Source organism: Mesorhizobium sp. USDA 4775 (genome assembly GCF_054062655.1).
In genome coordinates this window covers 5,066,218-5,090,711 of record NZ_JBSSFM010000001.1, presented here as the reverse complement: position 1 = coordinate 5,090,711, position 24,494 = coordinate 5,066,218, and the positions used below count along the sequence as shown (strand labels likewise).

The window sequence follows — 24,494 nt, the reverse complement described above, 5'->3', positions numbered from 1 at the left end:
ACGGGCAACGAGGCTGTCAGCATGCCTGAATGCGGAAGGAGCACGACATGACCGACCACATCATCGCGCCTTACTCGGACTGGTTTGAAGCGCACAAATCGCATCTCGCAAAGGAGAAGGCGTTGACCCGACAGCGTCAACAACTCGCGGCGGAGCGGCGCGCGCTGCCGTGGCTGAGCATCGACAAGCTCTACGAGTTCGATACGACCCAGGGCAGGAAATCGCTGGCCGATCTCTTCGGGGGCCGCAGCCAGTTGATCATTTATCACTTCATGTTTCCGCCCAATGCGGACTATCGCTGCACCGGCTGTTCATTCCTTTGCGACCACATCGACGCCGCCAACCAGCATCTCAGGCATCACGACGTCTCCCTGGTCGTCTGCGCGCGCGCTCCCCTGGCCGAGCTCATGGATTTCAAGGCGCGGATGAATTGGCAGTTCGATTGGGTTTCGTCATTCGGCAGCGATTTCAATTTCGACTTCCAGGTGTCGTTCACCGAGGACCAGATCAAGTCGGGCAAGGTGCTGTTCAATTTCGAAGAGGTCGCGATGAAAGGCAGGGATCGCGGCGGCGCGACCGTTTTCTACAGGGATGACGATGGCACGATCTACTGCACTTTCCAGGTGCGGAGCCGGGGCGGCGAGAACCTGATCGGGACCTATAACTATCTCGACCTCACTCCCATCGGCCGCAATGAAAACGGGCCATCGCATACGCTGGGCGATTGGGTTCGCCTTCACGACGAGTATGATGGCTGACGATCCGTTATCGCCGCGCGGTTGGGGCGCCTCGGCCTCGCGGCATCCTTCAAGAGTTTCGGCGATCATGTGTTCGCCAGATGTTCGGCCCGCAGCGCCGCCTTCATCCGTTCCAGCGCCGGCTCGCCGCCGGCCGCCAGTTCGTCGGCGGTGCGGGCGAGCTGATCGTCGGCCTTGCGGTGCTTGCTGCCCCAGGCGCCGAGCGTGGCCAGCACCGGCAACAGGTCGATGCCGGCTTCCGTCAGCCGGTAGATCGCCTTCAGCCCGTGGCTCGGATCGTCGCTGCGGGTGAGGATGCCTTCGTCCTGCAGGGTCTGCAGCCGCTCCGCCAGCGTGCGCGAGGAGATGCCTTCATCCGATTGCAGGAATTCGCGAAAATGCGTTTTCCCGGCGAAGACCAGATCGCGGATGATCAGCAGCGTCCAACGGTCGCCGAGCAGTTCCAGCGACAGGCTGATCGGGCAGCCGGACCTTTCGCGCGTCGACATGTCTATGGTTCCATTTTTAAATCACTTTACTCTTGACACCATTTTTGCCTTGCGTAAACGGTTCCAAAAGTAAAGCAATTTTCTTTGAGCCGGACAGACGAGGAGACGACGATGAAGAAGCTTATCTTGCAGATGCAGATGTCGGTCGACGGTTTTGTCGGCGCCAATGACGACCATCGCTGGCAGCTCTGGGAATGGGGCGACGACATCGGCTGGGACGAGGAGCTGAAGCAGGATTTCAACACAGTCTTCGCCGGCATCGACACCATCCTGCTCAGCCGCAAGATGGCCGAGGAGGGCTATCTCGGCCATTGGGGCAATGCGGCGAAGAAGTTTCCACGCGATCCGTTCTACGCCTTCGGCCGGCGCGTCGTGGAGGTCCGGAAGGTGGTGCCGAGCGACAGGTTGAAAACTTCGCGCTGGGAGCACACGGCGGTGGTGAGCGGCGACCTGCCGCGCCAAGTCGAGGCGCTGAAGGGAGGCGAGGGCGGCGACATCATCGTCTTCGGCGGCGCCGGCTTTGCCTCGTCGCTGATCGCGGCCGGACTGGTCGACGAGTTCCAGCTGTTCATCAATCCGGCCGTGCTGGGTGCCGGCCGCCGCATCTTCGACCAGGGCGGTTTTCGTAACCTCCGGCTGCTCGGCTCGAAAGCCTATGCCTGCGGCATGGTGGTCAACCGCTACGCCCCGGCGCGGTGAGGGGGCACGGCGAAGGTTCCCGTCAAAAAACTGTGTGGGCAGAATCCTTTGCCCTCGTCTCTTCGTCTTCAAGGCGCGGTCGCCGGTGGGGCGGCCGCCTCACTGCAGACGGAGAGATGACGATGATCCTGGTGACGGGTGCCACGGGGCTGAACGGCAAGGCGATCGTGCACGAGTTCGCGCGGCAGGGGCATGAGGTGAGGGCGCTGGTGCGCGATGCGGACCGGGCGTCAGTGGCGGGGCTCGGCGGCCTTGTCGGCGTCGAACTGGTCGAGGGCGACATGCGCCTGGCGGACACACTTGGCGCGGCACTCGACGGTATCGACCGCGTGCTGATGATTTCGACCGCCGCCGACGACATGACGGAAACGCAGTGCCGTTTCATCGATGCCTGCGGCCGGGCCGGCGTCGCGCATGTGGTGAAGTTCTCCGGCGCCGAATCCAACATCGGCTACGATGCGAAGAGGTTCCGCTTCACCCGCATGCATGAGGAGGTCGAACGCTATCTGGAGGGGGCCGGCATGGCATGGACGCATCTGCGCCCCAGCCAGTTCATGCAGGTGTACCTGCGCGATGCACCGACCATTGCCGCCGAAGGCGCCTTCTATCTCGCGCTCGGCGAGACCGAACTGTCGCCGGTCGATGTCGAGGATATCGCCAAGGTGGCCTTCCGGCTGCTGCGCGATGGCGGCCATGAAGGCGAGAGTCTCGATATGACCGGGCCGCAGGCGCTGACGATGAGCGATATCGCCGCACTGATATCGCAGGCGATCGGCAAGCCGGTTCGCTATATCGATGTCAGCCCCGCAGAGCGGCGGCGCAACCTGCTGGCCAGCGGCGTCCCGGCCGGCTTTGCCGATGCGCTGGACGAACAACTGGCCGAGCGGCTGCGACGGCCGAAATCGCGGGTGCATCTGGTGACGCACGACATGTTCGGTGTGCGGCCGACGCCGTTCGTCGAATTCGCCCAACGCCACGCCGCGATGTTTCGGGGTGAGGGCTAGCCGGGGCGGAAAATCGTCCGCGGCGACGTATCCTTTTTGTCGGCCCATCCGTCTCTGCTTCTCGAAAGGTCGCGCGGTCCGCGATCCGTAACCCAGGAGAGCATCATGGCGAGCATCGAGAGCGAAGCAAACAGGAACCACTACGCGGCGATCGGCGCCAATGCCGGCAAAATGAGCCCGCAGGCGTTCGTCGAGTTCAACGATGCCAGTTGGACGGCGCTGACCGGCGAACCCGGCGGCGTCGACTATGTCGAGGTGGATGCCGGCGGCGTGCCTGCGCTATGGGTCGTGCCGAAGGGCGCGGACGAGCGGCGGGTGCTGTTTTATGCGCATGGCGGCGGCTTCGTCGGCGGCTCGATCTACACCCATCGCAAGCTGGTCGGCCATCTGGCCAAGGCCGTCGGCTGCCGGGCCTTGCTCTATGGCTATCCGCTGGCCGACCAGGCCAAGTATCCGGCCCAGCTCGAGGCGGCGATGACAGCCTGGGACTGGCTCATAGACCAGGACTTCGACACCAGGCGGATCGCGCTTGCCGCGGATTCCTGCGGCGCGGTGCTGACCTATGGCGTCCTGCAGCGGCTGCGTGCGCGGGAGCGGCCGCTGCCGGCCGCCACGCTGATCATCTCCGGCTGGTTCGACATGGCGCTGACCGCCACCAGTTACGAAACCAACCGTGAAAAGGATCCCTTCTTCGCCAAGGGAGGCGTCGACTGGCTGGTGACCAACTTCATCGGCGACTACGATCGGCTCGATCCGGAGGTCAGCCCGCTCTATGCCGATTTGAGTGGCTTTCCGCCGGTCTTCCTGCAGGCCGGCGCCGACGAGACGCTGGTCGACGAAAGCCGCATGTTCGCCGAGCGCGCGCGGCAGGCTGGCGTCGAGACGCGCCTCGACGTCTTCGACGACATGCTGCACTCCTTCCAGATGATGGCCGGCCGGGCGCCGGAGGCCGACGACGCGATCGGCCGCCTCGCCGCCTGGGTGCGGCCGAGGCTCGGGCTGCCGGATGCCGGTGACAATGCCGTCAGCGGCAAGGTCGCCGGCGGCAAGGCGGCGTAGGCATGAGAGGGCCGATCGGGTCGCACTTCGGGCTTGTGGATGCGCAGCGCTTGCGCAATGCTGCGGTGACGCTGAGCGACGTGCCGCGATGAACCAGCAGATCCGCAATTCCCCTGAGACGAGGCAAGGCATCGAGCCGCGCCTCGACCCCGAAGGCCTGTTCGACCTGCGCTACAGGGCGTTCCTGGAGACGGTCTCGCATTTGCGCGTCCGTCTGCACCGCTATTGCGCGCGCATGACCGGCTCGGCCCTCGATGGCGAGGACGTCATGCAGGAGGCGCTGTTCGAGGCCTATCGCAAGATCGGGCTGCTCGACGACACACAGGCGCTGCGGCCGTGGCTGTTCCGCATCGCACATAACAAGTGCATCGACTTCATCCGCACCCGCCGCACGCGGCTCAAGGCCGAAGCTGGCTATGCCAGCGATGAGATCGTGCTGCCGGTCGAACCCGCCGGTGCGGGCGCCGGCCGCGCCATCGAAAGGCTGGTGGTGCACCTGCCGCCGAAGGAGCGCGCCTGCGTGCTGCTCAAGGATGTCTTCGACCATTCGCTGGAGGAGATTGCCGGCCTGGTCGGTTCGACATCGGGGGGCGTCAAGTCGGCACTCAATCGCGGCCGGGCCAAGCTCGCCGCCTTGCCGGCGCAACCGGTCGCGGCGCCGGCGCACGATCCCGAACTGGAGCGGCTGCTTGGCCGCTATGTCGAGCTCTTCAATGCCAGGGACTGGGACGGGGTGCGGGCGCTGACCAGCGCCGACGCCCAGTTGCGGGTTTCGGACTGCTACAACGGCCTGCTCTCCGACTCGCCCTATTTCGTCGAGTATGAGCGCGGCGAGCCCTGGCGCATGCGGCCAGACACGATCGAAGGGGAGGCCGTGCTGGTCGTCGACAGGCTGCATGGCGAGGTCTGGCGGCCAGCCTATTTCGTGCGCGTCCACGCCGACGGCGGCGTCATCGACCGCATTGCCGACTATTATGCCTGTCCGTGGATCCTGGAGATGGTCTTCGGCGACGCGGAACGAGGCGGCGCTTTCCCTTCTCCACAAGGGGGGAAGGTAAGAAACGCTCACTTCGCATCGTGAAAAATGATGCCGACCGTGTGGCGCATGCCTGAGCGCAGGCGGCTGACGCCGTGGCGCAGGTTGACGCGGTAGTTGCCCTTCGTTCCCTGCACCGGCCGGTTGTGGACGGCGAAGGCCACGGCGTCACCCTGGCGCAAGGGCACCACCTCGACCCGGCTCTGCATGCGCGGCCGCTGTTCGGTCAGCACGAATTCGCCGCCGGTGAAATCCTTGCCCGGCTCGGAGAGCAGGATCGCCACCTGCAGGGGAAAGGCGAGGTCGCCATAGAGATCCTGGTGCAGGCAGTTGAAGTCGCCGGGGACATATTGCAGCAAAAGCGGCGTCGGCCTGACCTGGCCCGCGGCGTGGCACTGGTCGAGAAATTCGGCATGCGTGGCGGGGTAGCGCAGGGGGATCGCCATGCGCTCGTTCCAGCGGTTGGCGACCTCGGCCAGCCTGGGATAGAGCGCGCTGCGCAGGCCGCCGACGAGGTCGGGCAAGGGATAGCGGAAGTAGCGGTATTCGCCCTTGCCGAAACCGTGCCTGGCCATGTGGATGTGGCTGCGGAAATGCTCTTCCTTGATGTAGAGGCCGGCGATCTGCCGGCACTCCTCAGGCGAGAGCAGTTTTTGCATCACCGCGCAGCCGAAGCCGTCGAGCTCGGCGGCCAGCGCTGGCCAGTCGTAAATGGCGACGCGTGTTTCGGCGGCTTCCACCGCCGCTGTGGCAACCTAGGCATGGGCGTTCATATCGCGGCCTCCTTGTCGAGCAGAGCGCGCTTGCGTTCGATGCCCCAGCGGTAGCCCGACAGCGTGCCGTCGGCGCGGACCACGCGGTGGCAGGGAATGCCGAGCGCGATGGCGTTGGCGGCGCAGGCGGTCGCCACGGCGCGCGCGCCGTACGGCTGGCCAAGGCGCCGGGCAAGCGCGGTGTAGGTGATGGTGGCGCCGCAAGGGATGGCGCGCAGCACCTCCCACACCCTTTGCTGGAATGGCGTGCCGTGGCCTATGTCGAACGGCAGGTCGAGGCCGGCGCCCGGCGTTTCGATGAAGCGGGCAATCGCGGCGAGATCATCGTGGAGGGCACCCTTGTCTTCGACCAGCACCTTGCCGGGAAAGCGGTCGGCGAGGTCCTGCTCCAGCGCGTCGGCGTCCGAGCCGATCAGGATGGCGCAGACGCCGATCGCGCTGCGCGCCGCGAGGATCTTGCCGATCGCGGATTGGCCGACGGCGTAGGCGATGGCGTCGAGGGTGGCAGCGTTGCTGGTTGTCGCGGGCATGTGGGTTTGCATCGGGTTCATTGTCTTCACTCCTGTGTCTGTGGCTGAACCCTAGCCCGACTTAAACACCGCCTGTGAGAATATGTCATTAAGTCAGCATGTTAGGCGCGCGCCGGCGCGTGTTACCACTACATTTTGGGGGGATCTCAGGCGAGTTGTTCGTCGAGGTTGTGTGGCAGAGCGATGCCAGCTGCCTTGAAGACGTTGCCCACTTGGCCGGTGACGTGAGTTCTGGTTGTGACGATGCGACCATCCTTTTCGATGGTGGCTTCCTGGAGGCGATCGAGATCGCGTAGGAGCGGCTGCCATTCGGGCGTCAGGCCTTTGGCCCGGCAGAGGCGGCGCAGTTCCTTGCTGAGCACGAGCGCCAGGAACGAGCAGAACACATGCCCGCGGATGGCGGCATCGGATTGGTGGAAGATCGGCCGGGTATTGAAGGTTGCCTTGGCGGCGCGGAACAGGCTCTCGACCTCGAGCAAATCGCGATACCGCAGCACGGCCTGGAGCGGGGTCACCTTCGCGTTGGTCCGCACCACGGTGATACCGTCGTAGCGGGCTTCCTCGGCAAGCTTGCCGACATCGATCTTGAAGTTCTTGCCGCCGGCCTTGAGGTAACGCCGGTAGGCCGAGTTGCCGACCAGTGCCTTGTCGCCCTTCTTGAGCTGTGCCTCGAGGCCGGCGATGATCGCCTGGCGGTCGGCCTTGTCCTTCTCGGCCTCGGCGTCATTGCGGCTGACGATGTAGCGGTCTTTACCGAACTTGACCTCTTTGACCCACAACTGAGTTTCACCGCGCTGGCGCTCGAGAACGAGCGGAACCATCGGCGCCGTGTCATTGAGCACGACGTTGTGGATCACGCTGCTCGAGCGTTCGCGGGCCCCCAGAATGTATTCCATGCCCAGCTTTTCGAGCGCGGCGATGGTATCGGCGCTGATCATGCCGCGATCGGCGACAACGCAGGCGCGTGTGACGCCGAAGCGCGTTCGCAGCCGATCGACCACCGGCAACAGGACGGTCACGTCAGCGGTGTTGCCAGGCACCATCTCGGTGCAGATCGGCCGGCCCTCGCCATCAACGACCAGCGCCAGGATCATTTGCGCCAGATCGGGGCGGAAGTCCTTGGAATGCCCGCGCTTGCCCAGCGTCTCGCCGCCCGCGCCGTAGAAGGATAACGAGGTTGTGTCCATGAACACAAGGCTGAGGTCGGTGAACAGGTCCTGCCGGCGCGCGAAGAGCTTTTCCTCGATCACGTCTTTCACGCAGCGCGCCACCAGCGCGCCTTGCGCCTTTTCGCCGCGTTCCTCGCCCAGCCACGCCATGGCCCGGTAAAAGTGATGGAGCGCCAGACCCTCGGCGCCCTCGATACCATAATCGGCCATCCAGTTCGCGCAGTCGCGGTCCGAGCCCGACACGAACAGCCGATGCAACGTGCCAATGAACACCGCCCGTTCCACCGCAAAGCCGAACTGGCGCCCTTCCAGCACCTCTTCCAGCACATCGCCAATCCCGAGCCGCTGCCACAGCCGCCCGAACAACAGCGGACCGCCAATGCGGCGAGAGGCAATCCGCCCCGCGTCAATGTCGGACAGGATGAGGCTGCGTTCGCCATGGCGCGCAATCGAGGCCGCCAATCTGTCAAGTTCGCCGCTGGCAACCAGCGCATCCTTGCGGCCCAGTGCCTTTATCGTGCGCTGGCGAACGGTTTTGCCGTCGCGGACACTTTCCACGAGGTAGAGATAGCGATGGCCGCGCGCGACTCTCTCAACGACAAACATGCCAGCGTTGTTAGTAAATAAATGCCGTCAAATCCAGACAAAACAGAGCAAACAGCACAAATGTTGTTACCACACATTTTCGCGCCCGAAATTCAAGGCAAATGAATTCAATGGCTTAACGGACAGTGTTCGCTATCCGTTCACGTCCAACTGTTCAAGTTGGGCCTAGCTGTGTGCCTTGCGTCCCTCACTCCGATGCTTGCTTTCAAATTCAAATTGCCGCGTTCGAGGATAAGGACGCGAAGGTAAGCGCTTCAGGCAACACGCGTGACGGACACCTCACCCAGCAGGAACACCTCGCCACTCAGCAGCCGCAGCTCAACCTCGCCACTCGCAGTGCGGCTCCATACTGCCTTACCATCATCGACCAGTTCGCCGATGGCGGCCAAGACCTGTGTCATCGCGTCAATGGCAGCACCGTTGGCGATCTCGATGTTCGCACCGGCGGCGGAAGGCCTTGCCATCGTGCGCATCGCCGGTCGTCACGCCCGCGAAGACCGGTAGGCCCTGTCGGCGGCCTTCGCCGACCCGTGGGCCTCGCGGTCGAGCAGCGCGCGCTTGCGCTCGGCGCCCCAGGCGTAGCCGGACAGCGCGCCGTCCTTGCGGATCACGCGGTGGCAGGGAATCGCGACCGCATGGGCGTTGGCGGCGCAGGCGGCGGCGATGGCGCGGGTTGCCTTGGGAGCGCCGATGCGCTCGGCGATCTCTGCATAGGAAACCGTGTTGCCGACCGGTATGTCCTGCAAGGCCTGCCAGACGCGCTGCTGGAAGGCGGTGCCGCGCACGTCGAGCGGCAGGTCGAGGCCGAGCTGTGGGGCCTCGACGAAGCCGACGACGCGGGCGACCAGCGCCTCGTAGTCTTGGTCGCCGCCGATCAGCCGCGCCTTGGGGAAACGGTCCTGCAGGTCGCGCACCAGCGTGTCCGGATCGTCGCCGAGCAGGATCGAGGCGACGCCCTTGCGGCTCGACGCGACCAATATGGCGCCGAGCGAGGTCTCGCCGACGGCAAAGCGTATGTCCTCATTGGCGCCGCCCGCACGATAGCGCGTCGGCGTCATGCCGAGCATGCCGGTGGATTTCTCGTAGAAGCGCCCACTCGAATTGAAGCCGGCATCGTAGATCGCCACTGTGACGCTGGCGCCGTCTTCCAGGCCCTGGCGGACCCGGGCGGCACGGTGTGCGGCGGCATAGTCCTTCGGCGTCAGCCCGGTGATTGCCTTGAATACGCGGTGGAAATAGCCGGCGCTGCGGCCGGCGGCATCAGCCAGTTCAACGAGCGAGGGCTCTTCCTCGCTCTGTTCGATCCTGCGGCAGGCATCGGCGACCATCGCGGCATTGCCGGCCTCCAGCGAAGGGCCATCCGGGTTGCAGCGCCGGCAGGCGCGAAAGCCGGTCGCCTTCGCCTGAGCCAGCGTGTCGTGCAGTTGCACGTTGGCGGGGTTGGCGCGCCGCGACGGGCAGGAGGGCCGGCAGTAGACGCCGGTCGTCGCCACCGAATACCAGAATTGTCCGTCCGCCGATTTGTCGCGCGCCACGATGCGCGCCCAGCGCGGGTCGTCGGTGACCGGCAGCGGCGTGGATTTCAGGTCTTTGGCGAGAGTGATGAACATGCCGCATTGGAGCCGCTGGAAGCCGGCCCCGCCACCCGTTTCCTGCCAACAAAGAATATGACAAGATCGACCCGGAGGAGGTGCGATGGAAACATTCGATCCCTTAAGACCGAAGCCGATTACGATTGGGCGATCGTCGAAATCACAAGATATTTCGATAACGAGCCGGAGGTCGGCTCGCTCGATGGTGACCGCTTCGATGTTCTCGCGACCCTGATCGAGACATATGAGAACAAGCGCTACCTGATTGAGGCATCCGATCCCGATGACGGGTCGCGTCCAGCCGGATTCAAAGACTCGCTGTAAGCCTTTGTTTTCGCGGCATGGACCGGTTCTCCTACGCTGCCCGCTTGGGCTCCACCGCGAACGGGCTGAGCCCGAGCCAGGTCTGCATTTTCTTGCCGATAGCCTGGTCGCCGGTCAGGGAAACCTTCGCGCCGGCCTTCTCGACGGTCAGCAACCCCATCCAGATCGCCGTCATCGTGTGCAGGTCCGTCGCGACGTAAAGGTCGACATCAAAGCCCGGATCGTACCAGCACAAATCGACCTCGCCGTGCTTTTCGACGATCAGCCACCATGAGCGTTTGGACGCCGGCAGATCCTGATACAGAAATTGTATCACCGTGCGTCCTTCAGGGAGCGGCGAGGGGTTCAGATTGCGGCGCATGTCCCACATCAGCAGCGACGGATCGAGGTTCTTGAGCGACAGCCGGGACTCGACCCATTTCTGCCCCCAGAACCCCATTGCTTCGACGACGGGGCGCAAATCGCGGCCGGCCTCGGTCAGCCGGTAGTCGAAGATGCCTTTCTCGCCCGGCACCTCCTTGCGCTCGACGATCCCCGCCAACTCGAGCTCCTTCAACCGTTGCGACAGAAGGGTCGGCGACATTTTGGGGACACCGCGGCGCAAATCGTTGAAGCGGGTCGAACCCGCCACCAATTCGCGCATCAGCACCATCGTCCAGCGGGTGCACAGCACCTCGGCGGCCATCGATAGCGGGCAGAACTGCTTGTATCCGTGCTGGGTCATGATCAGTGCTCCTCCCTCGAAGCTGGGCCGAACATTAGGCCCTCATGAATGAAGCGGCCAGTACGGAAACTGTACCACCCCAGTACAGATCGCGGACTGGTTGACGACTGCCATGCCATGCGAGCCCTTTGACCGGTTGCACGGGATACCCCTGTGCGCCGCAACCAGGAGACGACCATGACTGCCTACGTTATCGCGGACATCAAGATGAACGATCCGAAATGGGTGCCGGCCTACGCGGCCTCGGTGCACGACATCGTCCATAAGCATGGCGGCAAATATCTGTCGCGCAGCGGCAATGTGAAGACGCTTGAAGGCAAGCCGCTCGAGACCACGCTGATCGCCCTGATGGCGTTCCCGTCGGAAGCGGCGGCGCGCGCCTTCACCAACGATCCGGCCTATGCGCCTTTCGTTTCGGCGCGCCGGGGCGGCAGCGACAGCCGCTTCCAGCTGATCGACGATACCGATCTGGCCGGAACGATCCCGTATCTGCCGAAGGGATGATCCTCCCCGGCATTCCTCTCAGCGATTTCGGGATCTCCAAGCAACAACAGCCACAGCGCTTGCCTGCCGGGCCTCCGTATTTCCGGCGGCCGGCCAGCTGTGCTTTTTCAAGAAGAATGGAATGGACATGATGTCAAATCTTCGCAACAGGCTCGTCATGGCGGGGGCCATGCTGGCAGTCTGCGCCACCTTCGCACAGGCGCATCAGGAAGCGGCCAGCACCGAGACGGGTTCGAATCCGCTGGCCGAGAAGGTACGGGCGGCCAACAGCCGGTTCCTCGACGTCAAGGCGGCGACGGCCGAGGGCTACGCGCCCATTCCCTGCGCCAGCGGCATCAGCGGCGGCGCCATGGGCATCCACTACGTCAACGGCCAGTATCTGAAGGACGACAAGATCGACATCGCCCGTCCCGAGGCCGTGATGTACGAGCCGATGGCCGATGGTACGCTGAAGCTGGTGGCGGTCGAATACATCACCTCGAAGGGGCCGGCGTCACTGGAAGGCCAGCTGTTCAACTTCAACAGCGCCCCCAATCGCTATGGCCTGGGTGAATTCTACGAGCTGCATGTCTGGGCCTGGAAGGGCAACCCGACCGGCACGTTCGCCGACATGAACCCGAAAGTGTCGTGCGAACACACGATGGCGCCGAGCCAGTAGCCGGCAAGGTCAGGCGGCGCCAATGCCGTCTGGCCTTCCGAAAGGCGGTGGGGTTGTTCGCCCGGCCTCAGCCAGGCCCGGTCATTGCGGCGCCGGTTCGGGCAGAGGCAGGCGCATCCCGATGGTGTCGCGGCTCGTCCGCGGCAGAACAAAACGGCCGGTCAGGTACCAGATCACGGACACGACAAGGATCGAAAGGTAGCCGTCCACGGCATAATGCCAGCCTGTGTAGACCGAGCCGAACAGGATGAGCGCCGCGAAAGACCAGCCGGCGACGGCCCAGCGGCGGCCGAAACCGCTCAGGAAGAACGCGTTGAGCGTGACGAAGGCGACATGCATGCTTGGCATGGCGGAGATGCCGCCGCCCAGATCGGGGCGGCCGCTTGTGTAGGCTGTGAGCAGATAGCTGGCATACATACGGACCGGCGCGGCGTAGCCGTTCCGCGCCAGGGCGGTCCGCAATCCGGCAAACCGGTCGCCGCCGTAGAACTGGTCGTGAAATATCGGGCCGGCGGAAGACAGCGCCATGGCCAGAACGGTGCCGCACAGGATCGTGGTCAGCGCGAGCGCCCAGAGATAACGCAGACGCGCTGCCGGGCTGTTCCAGAAGGCGACGAACAGCAAGGTGCCGAACCATTGCACGTGCCAGCCATATCCGTAAGCGATGAAGATGACAGCCGAAATGGATTCGGGAACGACGCGATGCGCCCATGTCCAGGGATCGGCGCCATGCAGCCCAACATCGAGCTCCACCAGCATGCGGTCGGCATAGAATGGCACGATGTCGGGGATGGCGATCTTGAAGGCGGTAAAGGCGGTTATGCCGAGAAAGGACAGGAGGATCACCGGTGCGGCGCCAAGCCAGCGCTGCCTGAGCATGTCGAGCATGAACCGTGTCGGGCTATGCCTGGCAAATGTCAGCGCCATGACGCCGAGGCCGGCGGCAAGAAGCGTCGGCAGGAAGAAGACGAATGGCTCCGCGTAGGATTGCGCCAGGTGCATATAGCGGCCCGGCTGCAGGCAAAGCGCGGCCAGGGAATAGGCCAGGCACAATGCGGTCAGCAGCCAGCCGCTCGTGGTCGCGGCGATGTCCAGGTCAAAAACGCCAAGCGGGCGGCGTTCGCCGTTCCGCTGCGCGGTGTGCGCACTCATTGAGGAAACCCGCCAACTGCCCAAGCATTAACAGGGGTATTTCGTCGATGAAGTATTACTATTCGATTACACTTTGGGATGGATAAAAAATACAAATATTGAATGCTTATATTTCTTCCCTTTCCGTCAAGGATTCGTTGACGAAGATGTCATCGTTGAATGCAGAAGTAGTGTCTGCGCCGGAGCGGTTTCCAAACCCGAAAGGTTGCCGGGCTTCGGCCGCAGTCGAAGCGGGCCATCGCCTGGTCGGCGATGGCCCTGCGGATCAGGCGGCCCTGATCAGGCCGAGCTGGGTCAGCGCCGCGACGCCGTCGTCGAGGCCGATCTCCTCAACGATCCTGCCGTCGATCACCTTCAGCACCGTGGTGCCGGTGAAGCGCATGGCGCGGCCGGTGGCGGCGGGCAGCGAACCGGCGAGGAAATCGCCGAAAGCCGGGCCGGTATGCGTGCCGCCGCCCTCCCACTGGCCGACGACAAAATCGCCCTCGGCGATGAGATCGGCGGTGGCCCAGAAGTTGAGATCCGGGAAGGCGGCGCGGAAATCGGTCATGAAGGCCTTGATGTCGTCGCGGCCCCGGCGTGGCTCATGCAGCGAATATTTGAGCAGCATGTCGGGCGCGGCGATGTCGTCGACGACGGACAGATCGCAGGTTTCACCCCAGAAGTCGGTGAACCATCTGACGACGACGGCCTTGTTGTCTTCCTGTTTGGTCATTGGGAGCGTCCTTTCGTGTTTTGCTGGGTCATCGCGTACCAGTGTCGCTGATGACCTGAGCCATCCCTAGGACCATCGGGGGAGCGCAAAACTCCGGTTCTTGCCGGCCAATCGAAAGACGAGGCGCCACGAAATATTGCAGGCGGGAAGGCATGCCTGCCGGGTCCCGGTAACTGTTTCTTCTCTGGTTTTGTCGCAGATTGCCCGCGGGTGGAGCAGGCGAAAACAGACGATGGCGCGTCAGGGCAAGAAAAGTCGCAATGGAGCGTTCTGGGCCAAGGCCCTGGAGCGGGCCCATCTTGGCGTCTGGGATTGGGATCTTCGCACCGGCGACTGCTTCTATTCGCCGACCTGGGCGCGAATGCTGGGCTACGAGGAAGATGAACTCGCCAACACCAGCGATCTGTGGCTGCAGCTCACCCATCCCGACGACCGCGAGCGGGCGCTGGCCAGCGGCGACCGCCACATTGCCGGGCTGACCGATGCCATCGAGACCGAACTTCGGCTGAAGCACAAGCAGGGCCACTGGGTGTCGGTGCTCGACCGCGGCGGCATCGTCGAACGCGGCGCCGATGGGCGGCCGCTGCGGCTGATGGGCGTGCAGACCGATATTTCGAAGCAGAAGGCGGCCGAGGCCGCGCTCGAACAGGTCACCATGCGCGTCCGCCTGGCACTCGCCGCCAGCGGCACCGGAATCTGGCACCACGACATCGCCACCCACAAGAGCTATTGGGATGCTCGCACCAGGGACATATTCGGGCTCGTTGCCGACACCGACGAGGTGACGGCCGACCTTTGGCACAGCTTTCTGCACCCCGACGACAAGGAAGCCACCGAGCAGGCGCATTTGCCGCCTCCGGGCTCGGACGCGGTCACCGCCTGGCAATACCGCATCATCAAGCGTGACGGTGAGATCCGCCATGTCGAATCGCTGGTGCGCTTCGTCGCAGCCGCGGGTGCCGCCGGCCAGGTCCTCGGCACGGTGCGCGACATCACCGAGGACAAGCTGCGCGAACAGGAGCTTGCGTTTGCCGCCCGCCACGATGCGCTGACCGGCCTGTGGAACCGCGCCGCCTTCGACAGGCTGCTGGCCGACCACATCGCCGCGGGCGTGCCGCTGGCGGTGTTCTACGTCGATCTCGACTACTTCAAGGCGCTCAACGACTTCGCCGGCCACGCCGCAGGCGATCTGGCGCTGAAGAGCGTGTCGGCGGGGATCAGCCGCTGCCTGCCGCCATCGGCGCATGCGGCGCGGCTCGGCGGCGACGAGTTCGCCCTGCTGGTGCCCCATTGCGACGCGGCGCAGGCCGAGCAACTGGCGGGGGCCATACTGGCGGCGGTCCGCGGCGCCGATCTCGGCCTTGCCGCGACCGCGCGGCGGCTCGCGGCAAGCATCGGCATCGCCATCGTCAACGACCGGGCGACGACGGTCGCCGACGCGCTGGCCTGCGCCGACGATGCCTGCTACGCGGCCAAGGCCGCCGGGCGCGATCGCTTCGCGGTGTTTTCGGCCGAGGCCGCCACCGGCGGCCTCAACGCGGCGCGGCTCGCCGCCGACACGGTCGACGCCATGGAGGACGGCCGGCTGAAACTGTTCGGCCAGGAGATCCACCGGCTGGGCCGGCCTTGGCAGGAGACCCGCCATGTCGAGGTGCTGGCGCGGCTCGCCGGACGCGGCGGCAAACTCATCCCGCCCAGCGAATTTATCCCGGCGGCGGAGCGCTTCGGCATCGCCGCCAGGCTCGATCGCTGGATCATCCGCACCGCGCTGTCGCGGCATGGCGCGGCGATGAAGTCCGGCGCGATCACGCTCGGCTTCAACCTGTCGGCGCAGACGCTGAGCGATCCCGGACTGTGGGATTTCGTCGACAGCATCATCGAGGAGACCGGGGCGCCGCATTCCGGCATCGGCTTCGAGATCACCGAAACCGCCGCCGTCACCAATTTCGACGCTGCCGAGACGTTCGTGCGCAAGGCGCGCGAGCGGCGCTGCAAGGTCAGCCTCGACGATTTCGGCGCCGGCATGAGCTCGTTCGAATATCTCAGGCGCTTTCCGGTCGATGCCATCAAGATCGACGGTTCCTTCATCGAGCACATCGCCGAGAGCCGCTTCGACCGCGAGATCGTCTCGGCCATATCAGGCATTGCCCGCAGCGTCGGCTGCGCCGTCGTGGCCGAGAAGATCGAGCAAGCCGAGACGCTCGACATCCTGCAGGCGATGGGCGTCGATTTCGGCCAGGGTTTCCTGCTGCACCGGCCCGAGCCGCTGGAGCAGATCGTCGCGCGCGCCACCGGGCCGGCAAGCGCGGCGCCGGCCCGCAAGGCGTCCTAGTCAGATTTGCCGCACCATCGCTTGCGGAAATTCCAGCACGCCGGTCTCGGGCCGCCTATGCTGGGCTTCCGCCACCGTCTCGATCAGGAGGTCGAGGGCCTCGCATGCCGAGCGGCTCGTCTCATCATTGCCGCGCAGATAATGATAAGCGCGTTCGAGATGGATGCGGGCGGCTGAAAAATCGCTGGTCAATGGTTCCCTCCATGATCCCGCCCTAATTTATCTTGGCCGCTCCGGCGGAATGTGGGGTAAATATCCACAGGCGGGTTTTATTCAAATACCGAGGAATCATGGCCGCGCTGTCAGGAGAGACAGCGCGCAACGCTTTGCCCTGCCTTGTCGTGCGTCTAGACTGCGGCCTCCCTTGTCCGAGGTGACATTGATGATCGTCCAGGCCTGCATCAACGGCGCGCGTCCGCGCGACTTTCACCCGAAGCTGCCGCTGACGGCGCAGGCCATGGCCAGCGATGCCGCTGCCTGCGTCGCGGCCGGTGCCGCCGAGCTGCACATCCATCCGCGCGGCGCCGATGGGCGTGAAAGCCTGGCCGCCGTCGATGCGACGGTGCTGGCCGTGCGCCGGGCCTGCCCGGGCACGCTGGTCGGCGTGTCGACCGGCGCCTGGATCGAGAACGATGTCGCGCGCACCCGCGCGGCGGTCGCCGGCTGGCGTCAGTTGCCCGACTACGCCTCGGTCAATCTCTCCGAGGCCGACGCGCCCGCCGTGATGGATCTGCTGCGCCAGCGCGGCGTCGGCATCGAGGCCGGGCTCGCCACGATGGAAGACGCCGAGCGGTTCGTGGCGCTCACCGACCACGACCGGGTGCTGCGCATCCTGATCGAGATCGACATGCCGGACCTCGCCGCAGCACTCGCCGAGGCAAGCGGCATCGCCGCCGTGCTCGAACGCGCCGAAATGCGGCGGCCGATCCTGCTGCATGGCGTCGACGCCACCGTCTGGCCGTTCGTCGAACTGGCGCGCCAAAAGCGCTGGTCGACGAGGGTCGGGCTGGAAGACGGCAAGACGCTGGCCGATGGAACCGTGGCCAAGGACAATGCGGAAATCGTCGCGGCTGCGGTGGCGGTTTTCCGCTCGGCGTCCGCCGGCTGAACCGCGGTCTGCCTCAGCTCTGCCGGTGGACCGGTGCTGTCCACGCGCGCAAAATGTGCTTCTGGATCTTGCCGGATGCGGTGCGCGGCAGCGTGTCGGTGAGCAGGAACTCTTTCGGCACCTTGAAGCGGGCGATGCGGGCACCGCAATGGTTTGCCAGATCGGCCGGGTCGACGACGCATCCGGGTTTCACCACGATGAAGGCGCGCCCGACTTCGCCCCAGCGCCCGTCGGCGATGCCGATCACGGCGGCTTCGGCGATGCCGGGATGGTCGAGCAACACGGTTTCGATTTCGACCGGATAGACGTTCTCGCCGCCCGAAATGAACATGTCCTTGCGGCGGTCGACGAGGGTGACGAAGCCTTCCTCGTCACGGCGCGCGATGTCGCCGGTGCGAAACCAGCCATCGGCGGTGAAGGCGCGCTCCGTCTCTTCCGGCCGGTTCCAGTAGCCGGGCGTGATCGAGGGGCCGGACAGCCATATCTCGCCGGGCTCGCCGGCCGCAACGTCGCGGCCATCGTCGTCGACGAGGCGCAGTCCGATCGTCGGCGCCGGCAGGCCGGCCGAGCCTGCCTTGCCGGCGATGCGGTCGGCCTCGACCGGCATGCCAAGCACCGTGCCTGCCTCGGTCATGCCGAAGCCGTCGGCCATGCGCACACCCTGGGCCAGCCACCAGCGGATGTCCGTGGCCGGATTTGGCGCGCCGCCGGTGAAGATGGCGGTGAGCGAGGTCCAGCGCGCCGGCGTGAAGTCAGGGTGGTCGCGCAGCATCCTGGCCATCTGCGGCACGCAGAAATAGTGGGTGACGCCAAGGGTGGGATCGGCGAGGCGGCGATTGGTGGCGCCGGCATCGAAGCCGGGCGAGATCAGCACCGTGCCGCCCTGAAGCAGTGGCGGACGCAGGCTGGTGAGGAGGCCGATGACATGGAACATCGGCGCGTCGCAGAGGAAGATGCTGGCGTTGCCGACCCGGCCCAGCACGCCGAAATTGACCGCCGTGGCAAAGGCATTGCGCTCGGTGACGATGACGCCCTTTGGCCGGCCCGACGTGCCCGATGTGTAGAGGATGATCGAGGGCGCATCGTCGGCGGGCAAGGGACAGCGCGGCGCCGGCGTCTCCGCCTCGACCGCCACCGCGAAGGCGGCGACATCGACAGGGATGCAGCGTCCGGGCAATGCCGCCTGCGGGACGGCGTCATGCAACAGCAGCGCCGGATCGCAATCGGCAAGGATCGCCTGCTGTTCGGCACTTGCAAGGCGCCAGTTGACCGGCACGAAGATGGCGCCGAGCCGCATTGAGGCCTGCTGCAGGATCAGGAGGTCGGCGCTGTTGCGGGCCAGCGTGGCGATCCGTTGCCCGGGCTTGACGCCGTAGCCGGTTTTGAGAACGCGCACAGTGCGCTGGATGGCCTCGTCAAGCGCGGCATAGGTCCAGCGCCGGCCGGAGGCCAGGTCGACGCAGGCAACACGGTCCGGCTGCGCGCCGGCATGCAGAGCCACCGGGTCTGAAGTCGTCAAGGCCGGCATGCGCATCTCCTCCCAGATTGCGTCGATGGCTCGCGTCGTTGGCTTGTCGCGTCATCTGGCCTTGTCGTAAGTGCCGAGGCCCGGCTTGTAGCTCTTCTCGTCGATGAACTGGCGGATGCCTTCCTTGCGGCCCTCATTGTCGTGCGAGTTGGCCGCCTCCTGGGCGCGGACCAGATAGTCCTCGGCATTGTCATAGGTCATTTCGCCGACGCGGCGGATGGCGTCCTTGGTGGCCTTCAGAGCGATCGGGTTCTTCTTCAGAAGGATGTTGGCGACCTCGGTGACCCGCGCCTTCAACCGCGCCAGCGGCAGGCTTTCATTGACCAGCTTCCAGGCGGCGGCCTTCCTGCCATCGATGAGTTCGCCGGTCAGCGCGTGGTACATGGCATCGCGCATCGACAGCAGGTCGACCACCACCTTGGTGGCGCCGCCGCCGGGCAGGATGCCCCAGTTGATCTCGGACAGAGCGAACTGCGCCTCGTCGGCGGCAAAGGCGAGGTCGCAGGCGAAGAGCGGGCCATAGCCGCCGCCAAAACACCAGCCATTGACCATGGCGATGGTCGGCTTGCCGTACCAGCGCAGGCGCCGCCACCAGCCATAGGCTTCGGATTGCGCCTTGCGGATGGCGCCGAGCCCCTTGGCTTCGGTCTCGCGGAAATACTCCTTGAGGTCCATGCCCGCCGACCAGGCGCTGCCTTCGCCCGACAGCACGAGCACACCGACATCGGCGCGATACTCGAGTTCGTCGAGAACCTCCATCATGCGTCGGTTGAGCGCCGGATTCATGCAATTGCGCTTGTCCGGTCGGTTGAAGCGCACCCAGGCGATGCCGTTCTCGACGTCGAAGGCCACGGTTTCATCGGTCATGGTCGGTATCCTCCCCTTCCACCACAGTCATGGGAATTGCTATGGAGCATAGCTATCTAGATCGCTATGTCGCATAGTCTTTTTCGCTTGACAAGAGCCGGCGTCGCGGCGATCGGTTGGCATGGACGAAACCCAGCCTCACACCGGGCCAGAAATGATGCCCGACGACGCGCTCGATGCGCAGGTCGGCTACAATCTCAAGCGGGCCTCGGCTTTCGCGCTCAATGATTTCGCGGTCGAACTGACCGAAGCGGGCCTGCGCCCGGTCACCTACGGCATGCTGGCGCTGATCGACGAGCGGCCTGGCATCCGCGCCGCGGAACTGTGCCGTCTTCTCGGCATGAAGAGTGCCAACATGGCGCCGCTGCTTGCCGAACTGGAAGAGCGCGGGCTGGTCGAGCGCGACGACCATGCCGAGGACAGGCGCGTGCGGATGCTGACCCTGACGCCGGCGGCCAGACAGGCCATGCCTGGCTGGCGGCGACAGGTTCGCCGGCACGAGGACAGGTTCCTGCAAAAGCTGACGAAGAAGGAGCGGGCGACGCTGCTGCGCCTGCTGCGCCTGATCTGGACGGAGGAAGGGTGAGGGCTAGTTGGCTTCCTCGTCCGGCGCGGAAAGCCGCAGCATCAGGGCGAGCAGTGCGATCACCGGCGGAACGATAAAACACCAGACATTGGCGTAGGCATAGCCGAGGGCGGCGGCCGCGCAGCCGGCGGCGAAGACAGCGACCGCCGCCGCCATGCGCCGCAGGCGGGCAATGAGTGCCGGGCGAGCCTCCGGTACCGGACCCCCGATGAGGTCGGCGAGATCGATCATGATCTGGGTGGTGGTGCCGGTCATCAGCGTCGAGGGCGGGGCGGCCGCCAGGTGGACCCGGTGCACCGCGTTCTGGATCGCCATGGCGGCGACCAGCACCATGCCGGTTACGATGGCGGCCGCGCTGTCGCCGCTGGCAAAGGGGCCAAAGCGGATCGCCAACGCGGCGCCGATGACAAGCAGCGCCAGTTTGGTTCCTAACAGGACCCCGAGCGCCTGATGTCCGCGCCGGCGCAAATGCTCGCCGGCCAGCCGGGTCAGGATGACGACGATGCAGAACACCGGCAGCGCCAGCAGCTTTGCCAGAACGCCCGAAATGCCGAGCACAAGGGAAGCGCCGAGGGTGACGAAATTCCCCGTCACATGCGCGGTGAACAGGCCCTGCAGCGCCAGGAAGCCGGCCGTGTCGACATAGCCGCCATTGAGGCTCAGCAGCAGCGGCAGTGTGGGCTTCATGGCGCCGTCGCCGGAACCAGGAAGCGGTAGGGCGCCAGCGCCGCGGCGGTGACGCCGAGTGCCGTGACATCCTCCGGCAGGGGCTCGCCGCGCATCAGCGCCGCGCTCAGCCTGGCCAAGGTCAGCGACACCTGGAAACCATAGCCGCCCTGGCCGCCGAGCCAGAAGAAGCCGGGCAGGCGCGGGTCGAAGCCGGCGACCGGCGTGCGGTCCGGCGCGAAGGTGCGCAGGCCCGCCCATGGGGTCGACGGACGGCCGATGCGCATCGTCGTCGCCTGCTCGATGCGGTCGACGGCGATGGCGACATCGATATCTTCCGGCCAGGCGTCGCAAGGCTCGGAATCGGTCTCGTCGGCGAGCGAGCCGATCAGCCTGCCCGCGTCGGGCTTGAAGTAGAATTGTTCGTGCAAGTCGACCACCAGCGGCCAACTGGCGATGTCGGTGCCGGCGGGCGGATCGAACAGGAAGGCGGTGCGTCGCTTGGGCTGGAAGCCGAGGCCGGAAAGCCCCGCCAGGCCAGCGACGACATCGACCCAGGCGCCGGCGGCGTTGACGACGATGTCGGCTGGATAGACACCGGCGCTCGTTTCCACGCGCAGGCCGCCGCCGTCTTGCGAAATGGCGCGCACCTCCTCGCCGGTGCGGATTGTGCCGCCGCCGGCCTTCAGCGCCGAGGCGCAGGCCGCCAGCATCTTGCCGGTGTCGATATCCACGGCGTCCGGCTCATAGGCGCCGCCGCAAGTGGCTTCGGCGGCAATGGCGGGAACCAGCGCGTGGAGTTCGGCCGACGACAGGCGGCGCACGCTGGGCACCAGTGCCTGCAATTCATCGGCCAGCTTGTCGATCGCGGCGCCGTCGCCAGCCCAGCCGACATGCAGCGCGCCGCGCCGATGGGCGATGAAGCCGCCTTCGACGATTGCCTGCCGGCTGGCCAGCGTCAGCGCCCGCACCAGCCGGTTGCCGTAGGTCTCGGTGAACAAAGCGGCGGAGCGGCCGCTGGCGTGATAGCCAAGATGTGGCTCGCGCTCGAGGACGGTGACTTCAGCCCAATCCCGCAAGGCCGCCGCAAGCGACAGGCCGGCAATGCCACCACCGATGACGACGATTTTTTGGGGAGGATTCGACTGCATCCAGCAGTCGTAAAAATGATTTCGTATCCAGTCAAACGGCGCGACCTTCCTTCGGTCGTTTGCGCAGCCATTTCTTCCCGTTCCAAGGGGAGAAATGGCCGGCAGGGCAGTGAGGGCAGCGCTGGCTCCGCTGATCGGCAACGTCCTCTACAAGGCCACAGCCCGCCCCAATCCTCGACGAACCGCCTCGCGATAAGCAAGGTCGGCCGCCACCAGGTCCTCCATGGCAACACCCATGGCCTTGTAGACGGTGATCTGGTCGGCGCTGGTCCTTCCCGGCCGCAGCCCAAGCAGCATCTCGCCAAGCTCGGTTCCGGTTTGCGGATCGATGCCATCGAGTTCGCAAGAGCCGACCGGGGTAGGGGCGAAGGCGTCCCTGGTCTCGACGAACAGGCTGGCCCGGCCGACAAGCTCGATCGGCAGTTCGCCGCCGGGCGGGGCGACGCCCACCGACGAGACATGCGTGCCGGGCCGCAGCCATTCGGTGGCGATCACCGGCTGGTAGGAATGCGTGGCCAGGCACACGACATCCGACGAGCGCACCGCGGCCTCCAGATCGCTGACGGCGACGACGCCCGGATGCAGCGCTGCCAGTGCTTGCGCGTCCGCGAACTCCTTCGAGGCAACGCGGATTTCGGTGAAGTCCCGCACCAGCGGCAAAAGGTGCAAGTGCTGGCCGGCCTGCACGCCGGCGCCGACCACCGTTGCCACCCTGGCGTCGCGGCGGGCCAGTTCCCGCACCGAGAGCACGGCCGAGCCGGAGGTGCGCACGGCGGTGATATAGGTGCCGTCCATGACGCAGACCGGCATGCCCGTTTGCGGGTCGAACAGGTGGATGGTGGCGAGATGGCTGGGGATCGCGCGGGCGATGTTGCCTTCGAAGACGTTGACGATCTTCACCGTCAGATGCATGCCCGCCATCCAGGCCGGCATCGCCAGCGAATAGCCGGCTTGCGGAATGTCGAGCTGTGGCCGCGCTGGATTGACGATCTCGCCGCGGGACAATGCCTTGAAGCCCTCCGCCAACGCATCGAGAAGCCGGCGCAGGTCAATGCATGTTTTCACCTCGCCTTCGCTCAGGATGAGCACAGCTGTGTCGCCCTTGGTCTGAGCACTGCGGGTGGTCGGTGTGGCTGATATCATGGGATTTGCCTTTGGTCGGGTTGCGTTGCCCGCCAACGGTATTGCCACTCGACAGCGTGATGAAATATGCTGTTTTCGCGATTTTTGCGTGATAATTGCGCTATCCGTGGCCGGAAAGTGTGAATTCAAAAAATGGACGATCTCGACCGTATCGACCGCTCGCTGTTGCGCTTGCTGCAGGAGGATGGCCGTCGCACGACGCTCGATCTGGCCCGCCGCGTCGGCCTGTCGCCGACCGGGGCGGCGCAACGCATCAAGCGGCTGTTCGCCGAAGGCTTCATCCGGGCGGTGCGGGCCGTTCTCGACCCGGCCCGGATCGGGCAGGCACAACTCGTCTTCATCGAGGTGCGGCTCGATCATACGGCGCCGCATGTCTTCGACCGCTTCGCCGAGGCGGTTGTGCGGGCGCCCGAGATCATCGAATGCCACATGGTGGTCGGCGGCTTCGACTATCTGGTCAAGGCGCGCATCGCCGATATGGCGATGTTCCAGGATTTCCTGCAGCGGGTGATCCTGCCGCTGCCCGGCGTCAGGGAGACGCATACCTACGCCTCGATCGCCAATGTGAAGCCGGACGCGCTGCTGCCGATCTAGGACGCGGACTCGCTAGCGCCGAGCCGTAGCCTGGACGCTATACGCCCGAAAGCAGACGTACCGAATTTGGTCCAGCCGGCGGCGCGCGACCTCACAGCTCAGATGGCCAGCCCGATCGCTCGGCTCGACGCAAAGACGATTTTACGATCAGGCGATGGAAAGGCGCAATTCCCGCGATATAGGCCCGCCCTCCCAAATGATTGAAGGTCACGACCGTTGTTGCGACAAGTCGACGGCGCAAAGCGGACTCTTCAACCAAAACGGACAAACGGAAGTCGAGATGGCGATCGTCCTCGCCAAGAACAATCTCGTGACGCCGCCGATCGTAGACCCGAAAGAAATCGATCCTGTCGGTCGCAACGTCATCGCGCAACGCAGACGATGTCTTGAGACCAAACCCCGCAACCAAAGTGTCCCTTAGAGCTATTAGCCAGCCAACCCACCGCGCCTGACCCATAAGCATATGGGCGGCGAGGCGCTCGGCGTCGCCGGTCGCATTGCTTGGTAGATCGATCGCGAATGCGTCAGCGAAGCCTGCCTCGGCGTAGAGCGGCCTAAGCGCGGAATGTTGCGGCAAATCGACTCTAGCAACGCGCGTCATAGATGTTCCGCCCCGGACTGAATGGAAGCGAAGAGGTGGTGCATTCCAATAGCACGAACGGGCTCTCCATCAAAACGTGTCGAGGAACTTCTGCTGTTGACCCTTCCGCGACCTCGGGCAACGTCCG

The 24,494-nt window shown here is 65.1% G+C and carries 28 protein-coding genes; 12 read left to right on the top strand and 16 right to left on the bottom strand.

The genetic code is table 11. The features are described 5' to 3' along the window. Positions 1–47 precede the first annotated feature (47 nt). The gene (locus ACVILI_RS24895; RefSeq protein WP_038653002.1) at positions 48–758 is read left to right on the top strand and encodes a DUF899 domain-containing protein; all 711 of its coding nucleotides are present in this window, start codon (positions 48–50) and stop codon (positions 756–758) included. A 65-nt stretch (positions 759–823) separates the two neighbouring features. Here the strand turns inward: ACVILI_RS24895 and ACVILI_RS24890 are convergent, their stop codons facing one another. Further along, positions 824–1,246: a winged helix-turn-helix transcriptional regulator gene (locus ACVILI_RS24890; protein WP_064981832.1), complete on the bottom strand. Its 423-nt coding sequence runs from the start codon at positions 1,244–1,246 to the stop codon at positions 824–826. A gap of 111 nt (positions 1,247–1,357) precedes the next feature. Here ACVILI_RS24890 and ACVILI_RS24885 point away from each other — a divergent pair, with 111 nt between their 5' ends. The 4 genes from ACVILI_RS24885 to ACVILI_RS24870 all read left to right on the top strand — a co-directional run bounded on the left by ACVILI_RS24885 (position 1,358) and on the right by ACVILI_RS24870 (position 5,089). After that, positions 1,358–1,945, top strand: coding sequence for a dihydrofolate reductase family protein (locus tag ACVILI_RS24885; RefSeq protein ID WP_457102641.1), 588 nt, complete (start codon positions 1,358–1,360; stop codon positions 1,943–1,945). 116 nt (positions 1,946–2,061) lie between these two features. Further along, positions 2,062–2,949: an SDR family oxidoreductase gene (locus tag ACVILI_RS24880; RefSeq protein WP_223217702.1), complete on the top strand. Its 888-nt coding sequence runs from the start codon at positions 2,062–2,064 to the stop codon at positions 2,947–2,949. Between the two features lie 105 nt (positions 2,950–3,054). Continuing rightward, on the top strand, positions 3,055–4,008 hold the full coding sequence (locus tag ACVILI_RS24875; protein ID WP_019859366.1) for an alpha/beta hydrolase: 954 nt from the start codon (positions 3,055–3,057) through the stop codon (positions 4,006–4,008). Positions 4,009–4,096: 88 nt separating this feature from the next. Continuing rightward, on the top strand, positions 4,097–5,089 hold the full coding sequence (locus tag ACVILI_RS24870) for a sigma-70 family RNA polymerase sigma factor (protein WP_038647979.1): 993 nt from the start codon (positions 4,097–4,099) through the stop codon (positions 5,087–5,089). Here ACVILI_RS24870 and ACVILI_RS24865 read toward each other — a convergent pair. The 5 genes from ACVILI_RS24865 to ada all read right to left on the bottom strand — a co-directional run bounded on the left by ACVILI_RS24865 (position 5,074) and on the right by ada (position 9,732). Next, positions 5,074–5,784 carry a 2OG-Fe(II) oxygenase gene (locus ACVILI_RS24865; RefSeq protein ID WP_051726837.1) on the bottom strand — a complete coding sequence of 237 codons (711 nt, stop codon included), beginning with the start codon at positions 5,782–5,784 and terminating at the stop codon, positions 5,074–5,076. The genes ACVILI_RS24870 and ACVILI_RS24865 overlap by 16 nt on opposite strands. Before the next feature lie 29 nt (positions 5,785–5,813). Further along, on the bottom strand, positions 5,814–6,368 hold the full coding sequence (locus tag ACVILI_RS24860; RefSeq protein WP_019859363.1) for a methylated-DNA--[protein]-cysteine S-methyltransferase: 555 nt from the start codon (positions 6,366–6,368) through the stop codon (positions 5,814–5,816). 125 nt (positions 6,369–6,493) lie between these two features. After that, complete coding sequence (locus tag ACVILI_RS24855; protein WP_038655116.1) at positions 6,494–8,122, bottom strand: IS1634 family transposase; 1,629 nt, start codon at positions 8,120–8,122, stop codon at positions 6,494–6,496. Positions 8,123–8,376: 254 nt separating this feature from the next. Beyond that, complete coding sequence (locus ACVILI_RS24850) at positions 8,377–8,595, bottom strand: hypothetical protein (protein ID WP_038647976.1); 219 nt, start codon at positions 8,593–8,595, stop codon at positions 8,377–8,379. Positions 8,596–8,604: 9 nt separating this feature from the next. Beyond that, positions 8,605–9,732 (bottom strand): bifunctional DNA-binding transcriptional regulator/O6-methylguanine-DNA methyltransferase Ada, encoded by a 1,128-nt coding sequence (ada, locus tag ACVILI_RS24845; RefSeq protein WP_019859361.1) that lies wholly within the window; start codon positions 9,730–9,732, stop codon positions 8,605–8,607. Positions 9,733–9,738: 6 nt separating this feature from the next. Between ada and ACVILI_RS24840 the strand changes: the two genes are divergently transcribed. Further along, positions 9,739–10,038, top strand: a complete 300-nt coding sequence (locus tag ACVILI_RS24840; protein WP_240564489.1) for a transcriptional regulator — start codon at positions 9,739–9,741, stop codon at positions 10,036–10,038. Between the two features lie 31 nt (positions 10,039–10,069). Here the strand turns inward: ACVILI_RS24840 and ACVILI_RS24835 are convergent, their stop codons facing one another. Then, complete coding sequence (locus ACVILI_RS24835; RefSeq protein ID WP_019859358.1) at positions 10,070–10,762, bottom strand: winged helix-turn-helix transcriptional regulator; 693 nt, start codon at positions 10,760–10,762, stop codon at positions 10,070–10,072. Between the two features lie 177 nt (positions 10,763–10,939). On the opposite strand from ACVILI_RS24835, the gene ACVILI_RS24830 reads away from it, so the two are divergent. After that, complete coding sequence (locus ACVILI_RS24830) at positions 10,940–11,266, top strand: DUF1330 domain-containing protein (protein ID WP_027047064.1); 327 nt, start codon at positions 10,940–10,942, stop codon at positions 11,264–11,266. Between the two features lie 121 nt (positions 11,267–11,387). Beyond that, positions 11,388–11,924 (top strand): hypothetical protein, encoded by a 537-nt coding sequence (locus ACVILI_RS24825; protein WP_171880376.1) that lies wholly within the window; start codon positions 11,388–11,390, stop codon positions 11,922–11,924. Positions 11,925–12,005: 81 nt separating this feature from the next. On the opposite strand, the gene ACVILI_RS24820 is transcribed toward ACVILI_RS24825, so the two are convergent. Together ACVILI_RS24820 and ACVILI_RS24815 are read right to left on the bottom strand one after the other, a co-directional pair. After that, positions 12,006–13,076 (bottom strand): phosphatase PAP2 family protein, encoded by a 1,071-nt coding sequence (locus ACVILI_RS24820; protein ID WP_038647973.1) that lies wholly within the window; start codon positions 13,074–13,076, stop codon positions 12,006–12,008. A gap of 265 nt (positions 13,077–13,341) precedes the next feature. After that, positions 13,342–13,791 (bottom strand): ester cyclase, encoded by a 450-nt coding sequence (locus ACVILI_RS24815; RefSeq protein ID WP_027047062.1) that lies wholly within the window; start codon positions 13,789–13,791, stop codon positions 13,342–13,344. Between the two features lie 232 nt (positions 13,792–14,023). On the opposite strand from ACVILI_RS24815, the gene ACVILI_RS24810 reads away from it, so the two are divergent. Then, positions 14,024–16,123 (top strand): EAL domain-containing protein, encoded by a 2,100-nt coding sequence (locus tag ACVILI_RS24810; RefSeq protein WP_240564490.1) that lies wholly within the window; start codon positions 14,024–14,026, stop codon positions 16,121–16,123. On the opposite strand, the gene ACVILI_RS24805 is transcribed toward ACVILI_RS24810, so the two are convergent. Further along, entirely contained in the window at positions 16,124–16,315 is a 192-nt protein-coding gene (locus ACVILI_RS24805; protein WP_019859353.1) for a hypothetical protein, read from the bottom strand. 190 nt (positions 16,316–16,505) lie between these two features. Between ACVILI_RS24805 and ACVILI_RS24800 the strand changes: the two genes are divergently transcribed. Further along, positions 16,506–17,231, top strand: coding sequence for a 3-keto-5-aminohexanoate cleavage protein (locus tag ACVILI_RS24800; protein ID WP_038647971.1), 726 nt, complete (start codon positions 16,506–16,508; stop codon positions 17,229–17,231). A gap of 13 nt (positions 17,232–17,244) precedes the next feature. On the opposite strand, the gene ACVILI_RS24795 is transcribed toward ACVILI_RS24800, so the two are convergent. Together ACVILI_RS24795 and ACVILI_RS24790 are read right to left on the bottom strand one after the other, a co-directional pair. Then, a complete protein-coding gene (locus ACVILI_RS24795) occupies positions 17,245–18,765 on the bottom strand; it encodes an AMP-binding protein (protein WP_084791598.1) in 1,521 nt (506 codons plus the stop codon). Positions 18,766–18,810: 45 nt separating this feature from the next. Next, on the bottom strand, positions 18,811–19,626 hold the full coding sequence (locus ACVILI_RS24790; protein ID WP_019859350.1) for a p-hydroxycinnamoyl CoA hydratase/lyase: 816 nt from the start codon (positions 19,624–19,626) through the stop codon (positions 18,811–18,813). Positions 19,627–19,747: 121 nt separating this feature from the next. Here ACVILI_RS24790 and ACVILI_RS24785 point away from each other — a divergent pair, with 121 nt between their 5' ends. Next, entirely contained in the window at positions 19,748–20,212 is a 465-nt protein-coding gene (locus ACVILI_RS24785) for a MarR family winged helix-turn-helix transcriptional regulator (protein WP_038647968.1), read from the top strand. Positions 20,213–20,215: 3 nt separating this feature from the next. On the opposite strand, the gene ACVILI_RS24780 is transcribed toward ACVILI_RS24785, so the two are convergent. The 3 genes from ACVILI_RS24780 to ACVILI_RS24770 all read right to left on the bottom strand — a co-directional run bounded on the left by ACVILI_RS24780 (position 20,216) and on the right by ACVILI_RS24770 (position 23,172). Beyond that, positions 20,216–20,899: a YoaK family protein gene (locus tag ACVILI_RS24780; RefSeq protein WP_019859347.1), complete on the bottom strand. Its 684-nt coding sequence runs from the start codon at positions 20,897–20,899 to the stop codon at positions 20,216–20,218. After that, on the bottom strand, positions 20,896–22,029 hold the full coding sequence (locus ACVILI_RS24775) for an NAD(P)/FAD-dependent oxidoreductase (protein ID WP_019859346.1): 1,134 nt from the start codon (positions 22,027–22,029) through the stop codon (positions 20,896–20,898). Before ACVILI_RS24775 ends, ACVILI_RS24780 begins: the two co-directional genes overlap by 4 nt. A 147-nt stretch (positions 22,030–22,176) precedes the next feature. Further along, positions 22,177–23,172 carry an ornithine cyclodeaminase family protein gene (locus ACVILI_RS24770; RefSeq protein ID WP_019859345.1) on the bottom strand — a complete coding sequence of 332 codons (996 nt, stop codon included), beginning with the start codon at positions 23,170–23,172 and terminating at the stop codon, positions 22,177–22,179. Positions 23,173–23,304: 132 nt separating this feature from the next. Between ACVILI_RS24770 and ACVILI_RS24765 the strand changes: the two genes are divergently transcribed. Then, positions 23,305–23,766 (top strand): Lrp/AsnC ligand binding domain-containing protein, encoded by a 462-nt coding sequence (locus ACVILI_RS24765; RefSeq protein WP_019859344.1) that lies wholly within the window; start codon positions 23,305–23,307, stop codon positions 23,764–23,766. A 91-nt stretch (positions 23,767–23,857) separates the two neighbouring features. On the opposite strand, the gene ACVILI_RS24760 is transcribed toward ACVILI_RS24765, so the two are convergent. Then, positions 23,858–24,367: a DUF2867 domain-containing protein gene (locus ACVILI_RS24760; protein WP_019859343.1), complete on the bottom strand. Its 510-nt coding sequence runs from the start codon at positions 24,365–24,367 to the stop codon at positions 23,858–23,860. Positions 24,368–24,494: the final 127 nt, after the last annotated feature.

Excerpts from the sequence above, each read along its gene's own strand:
- ACVILI_RS24810 (WP_240564490.1), top strand. The coding sequence starts at position 14,024 with ATGGCGCGTCAGGGCAAGAAAAGTCGCAATGGAGCGTTCTGGGCCAAG.
- ACVILI_RS24890 (WP_064981832.1), bottom strand. The coding sequence starts at position 1,246 with ATGTCGACGCGCGAAAGGTCCGGCTGCCCGATCAGCCTGTCGCTGGAA.
- ACVILI_RS24860 (WP_019859363.1), bottom strand. The coding sequence starts at position 6,368 with ATGAACCCGATGCAAACCCACATGCCCGCGACAACCAGCAACGCTGCC.
- ACVILI_RS24790 (WP_019859350.1), bottom strand. The coding sequence starts at position 19,626 with ATGACCGATGAAACCGTGGCCTTCGACGTCGAGAACGGCATCGCCTGG.
- ACVILI_RS24765 (WP_019859344.1), top strand. The coding sequence starts at position 23,305 with ATGGACGATCTCGACCGTATCGACCGCTCGCTGTTGCGCTTGCTGCAG.
- ACVILI_RS24855 (WP_038655116.1), bottom strand. The coding sequence starts at position 8,122 with ATGTTTGTCGTTGAGAGAGTCGCGCGCGGCCATCGCTATCTCTACCTC.
- ACVILI_RS24785 (WP_038647968.1), top strand. The coding sequence starts at position 19,748 with ATGGACGAAACCCAGCCTCACACCGGGCCAGAAATGATGCCCGACGAC.
- ACVILI_RS24830 (WP_027047064.1), top strand. The coding sequence starts at position 10,940 with ATGACTGCCTACGTTATCGCGGACATCAAGATGAACGATCCGAAATGG.
- ACVILI_RS24815 (WP_027047062.1), bottom strand. The coding sequence starts at position 13,791 with ATGACCAAACAGGAAGACAACAAGGCCGTCGTCGTCAGATGGTTCACC.
- ACVILI_RS24800 (WP_038647971.1), top strand. The coding sequence starts at position 16,506 with ATGATCGTCCAGGCCTGCATCAACGGCGCGCGTCCGCGCGACTTTCAC.
- ACVILI_RS24770 (WP_019859345.1), bottom strand. The coding sequence starts at position 23,172 with ATGATATCAGCCACACCGACCACCCGCAGTGCTCAGACCAAGGGCGAC.
- ACVILI_RS24775 (WP_019859346.1), bottom strand. The coding sequence starts at position 22,029 with ATGCAGTCGAATCCTCCCCAAAAAATCGTCGTCATCGGTGGTGGCATT.
- ACVILI_RS24795 (WP_084791598.1), bottom strand. The coding sequence starts at position 18,765 with ATGCGCATGCCGGCCTTGACGACTTCAGACCCGGTGGCTCTGCATGCC.
- ACVILI_RS24780 (WP_019859347.1), bottom strand. The coding sequence starts at position 20,899 with ATGAAGCCCACACTGCCGCTGCTGCTGAGCCTCAATGGCGGCTATGTC.
- ACVILI_RS24895 (WP_038653002.1), top strand. The coding sequence starts at position 48 with ATGACCGACCACATCATCGCGCCTTACTCGGACTGGTTTGAAGCGCAC.
- ACVILI_RS24870 (WP_038647979.1), top strand. The coding sequence starts at position 4,097 with ATGAACCAGCAGATCCGCAATTCCCCTGAGACGAGGCAAGGCATCGAG.
- ACVILI_RS24820 (WP_038647973.1), bottom strand. The coding sequence starts at position 13,076 with ATGAGTGCGCACACCGCGCAGCGGAACGGCGAACGCCGCCCGCTTGGC.
- ACVILI_RS24850 (WP_038647976.1), bottom strand. The coding sequence starts at position 8,595 with ATGCGCACGATGGCAAGGCCTTCCGCCGCCGGTGCGAACATCGAGATC.
- ACVILI_RS24885 (WP_457102641.1), top strand. The coding sequence starts at position 1,358 with ATGAAGAAGCTTATCTTGCAGATGCAGATGTCGGTCGACGGTTTTGTC.
- ACVILI_RS24875 (WP_019859366.1), top strand. The coding sequence starts at position 3,055 with ATGGCGAGCATCGAGAGCGAAGCAAACAGGAACCACTACGCGGCGATC.
- ACVILI_RS24760 (WP_019859343.1), bottom strand. The coding sequence starts at position 24,367 with ATGACGCGCGTTGCTAGAGTCGATTTGCCGCAACATTCCGCGCTTAGG.
- ACVILI_RS24825 (WP_171880376.1), top strand. The coding sequence starts at position 11,388 with ATGGACATGATGTCAAATCTTCGCAACAGGCTCGTCATGGCGGGGGCC.
- ACVILI_RS24880 (WP_223217702.1), top strand. The coding sequence starts at position 2,062 with ATGACGATGATCCTGGTGACGGGTGCCACGGGGCTGAACGGCAAGGCG.
- ada (WP_019859361.1), bottom strand. The coding sequence starts at position 9,732 with ATGTTCATCACTCTCGCCAAAGACCTGAAATCCACGCCGCTGCCGGTC.
- ACVILI_RS24835 (WP_019859358.1), bottom strand. The coding sequence starts at position 10,762 with ATGACCCAGCACGGATACAAGCAGTTCTGCCCGCTATCGATGGCCGCC.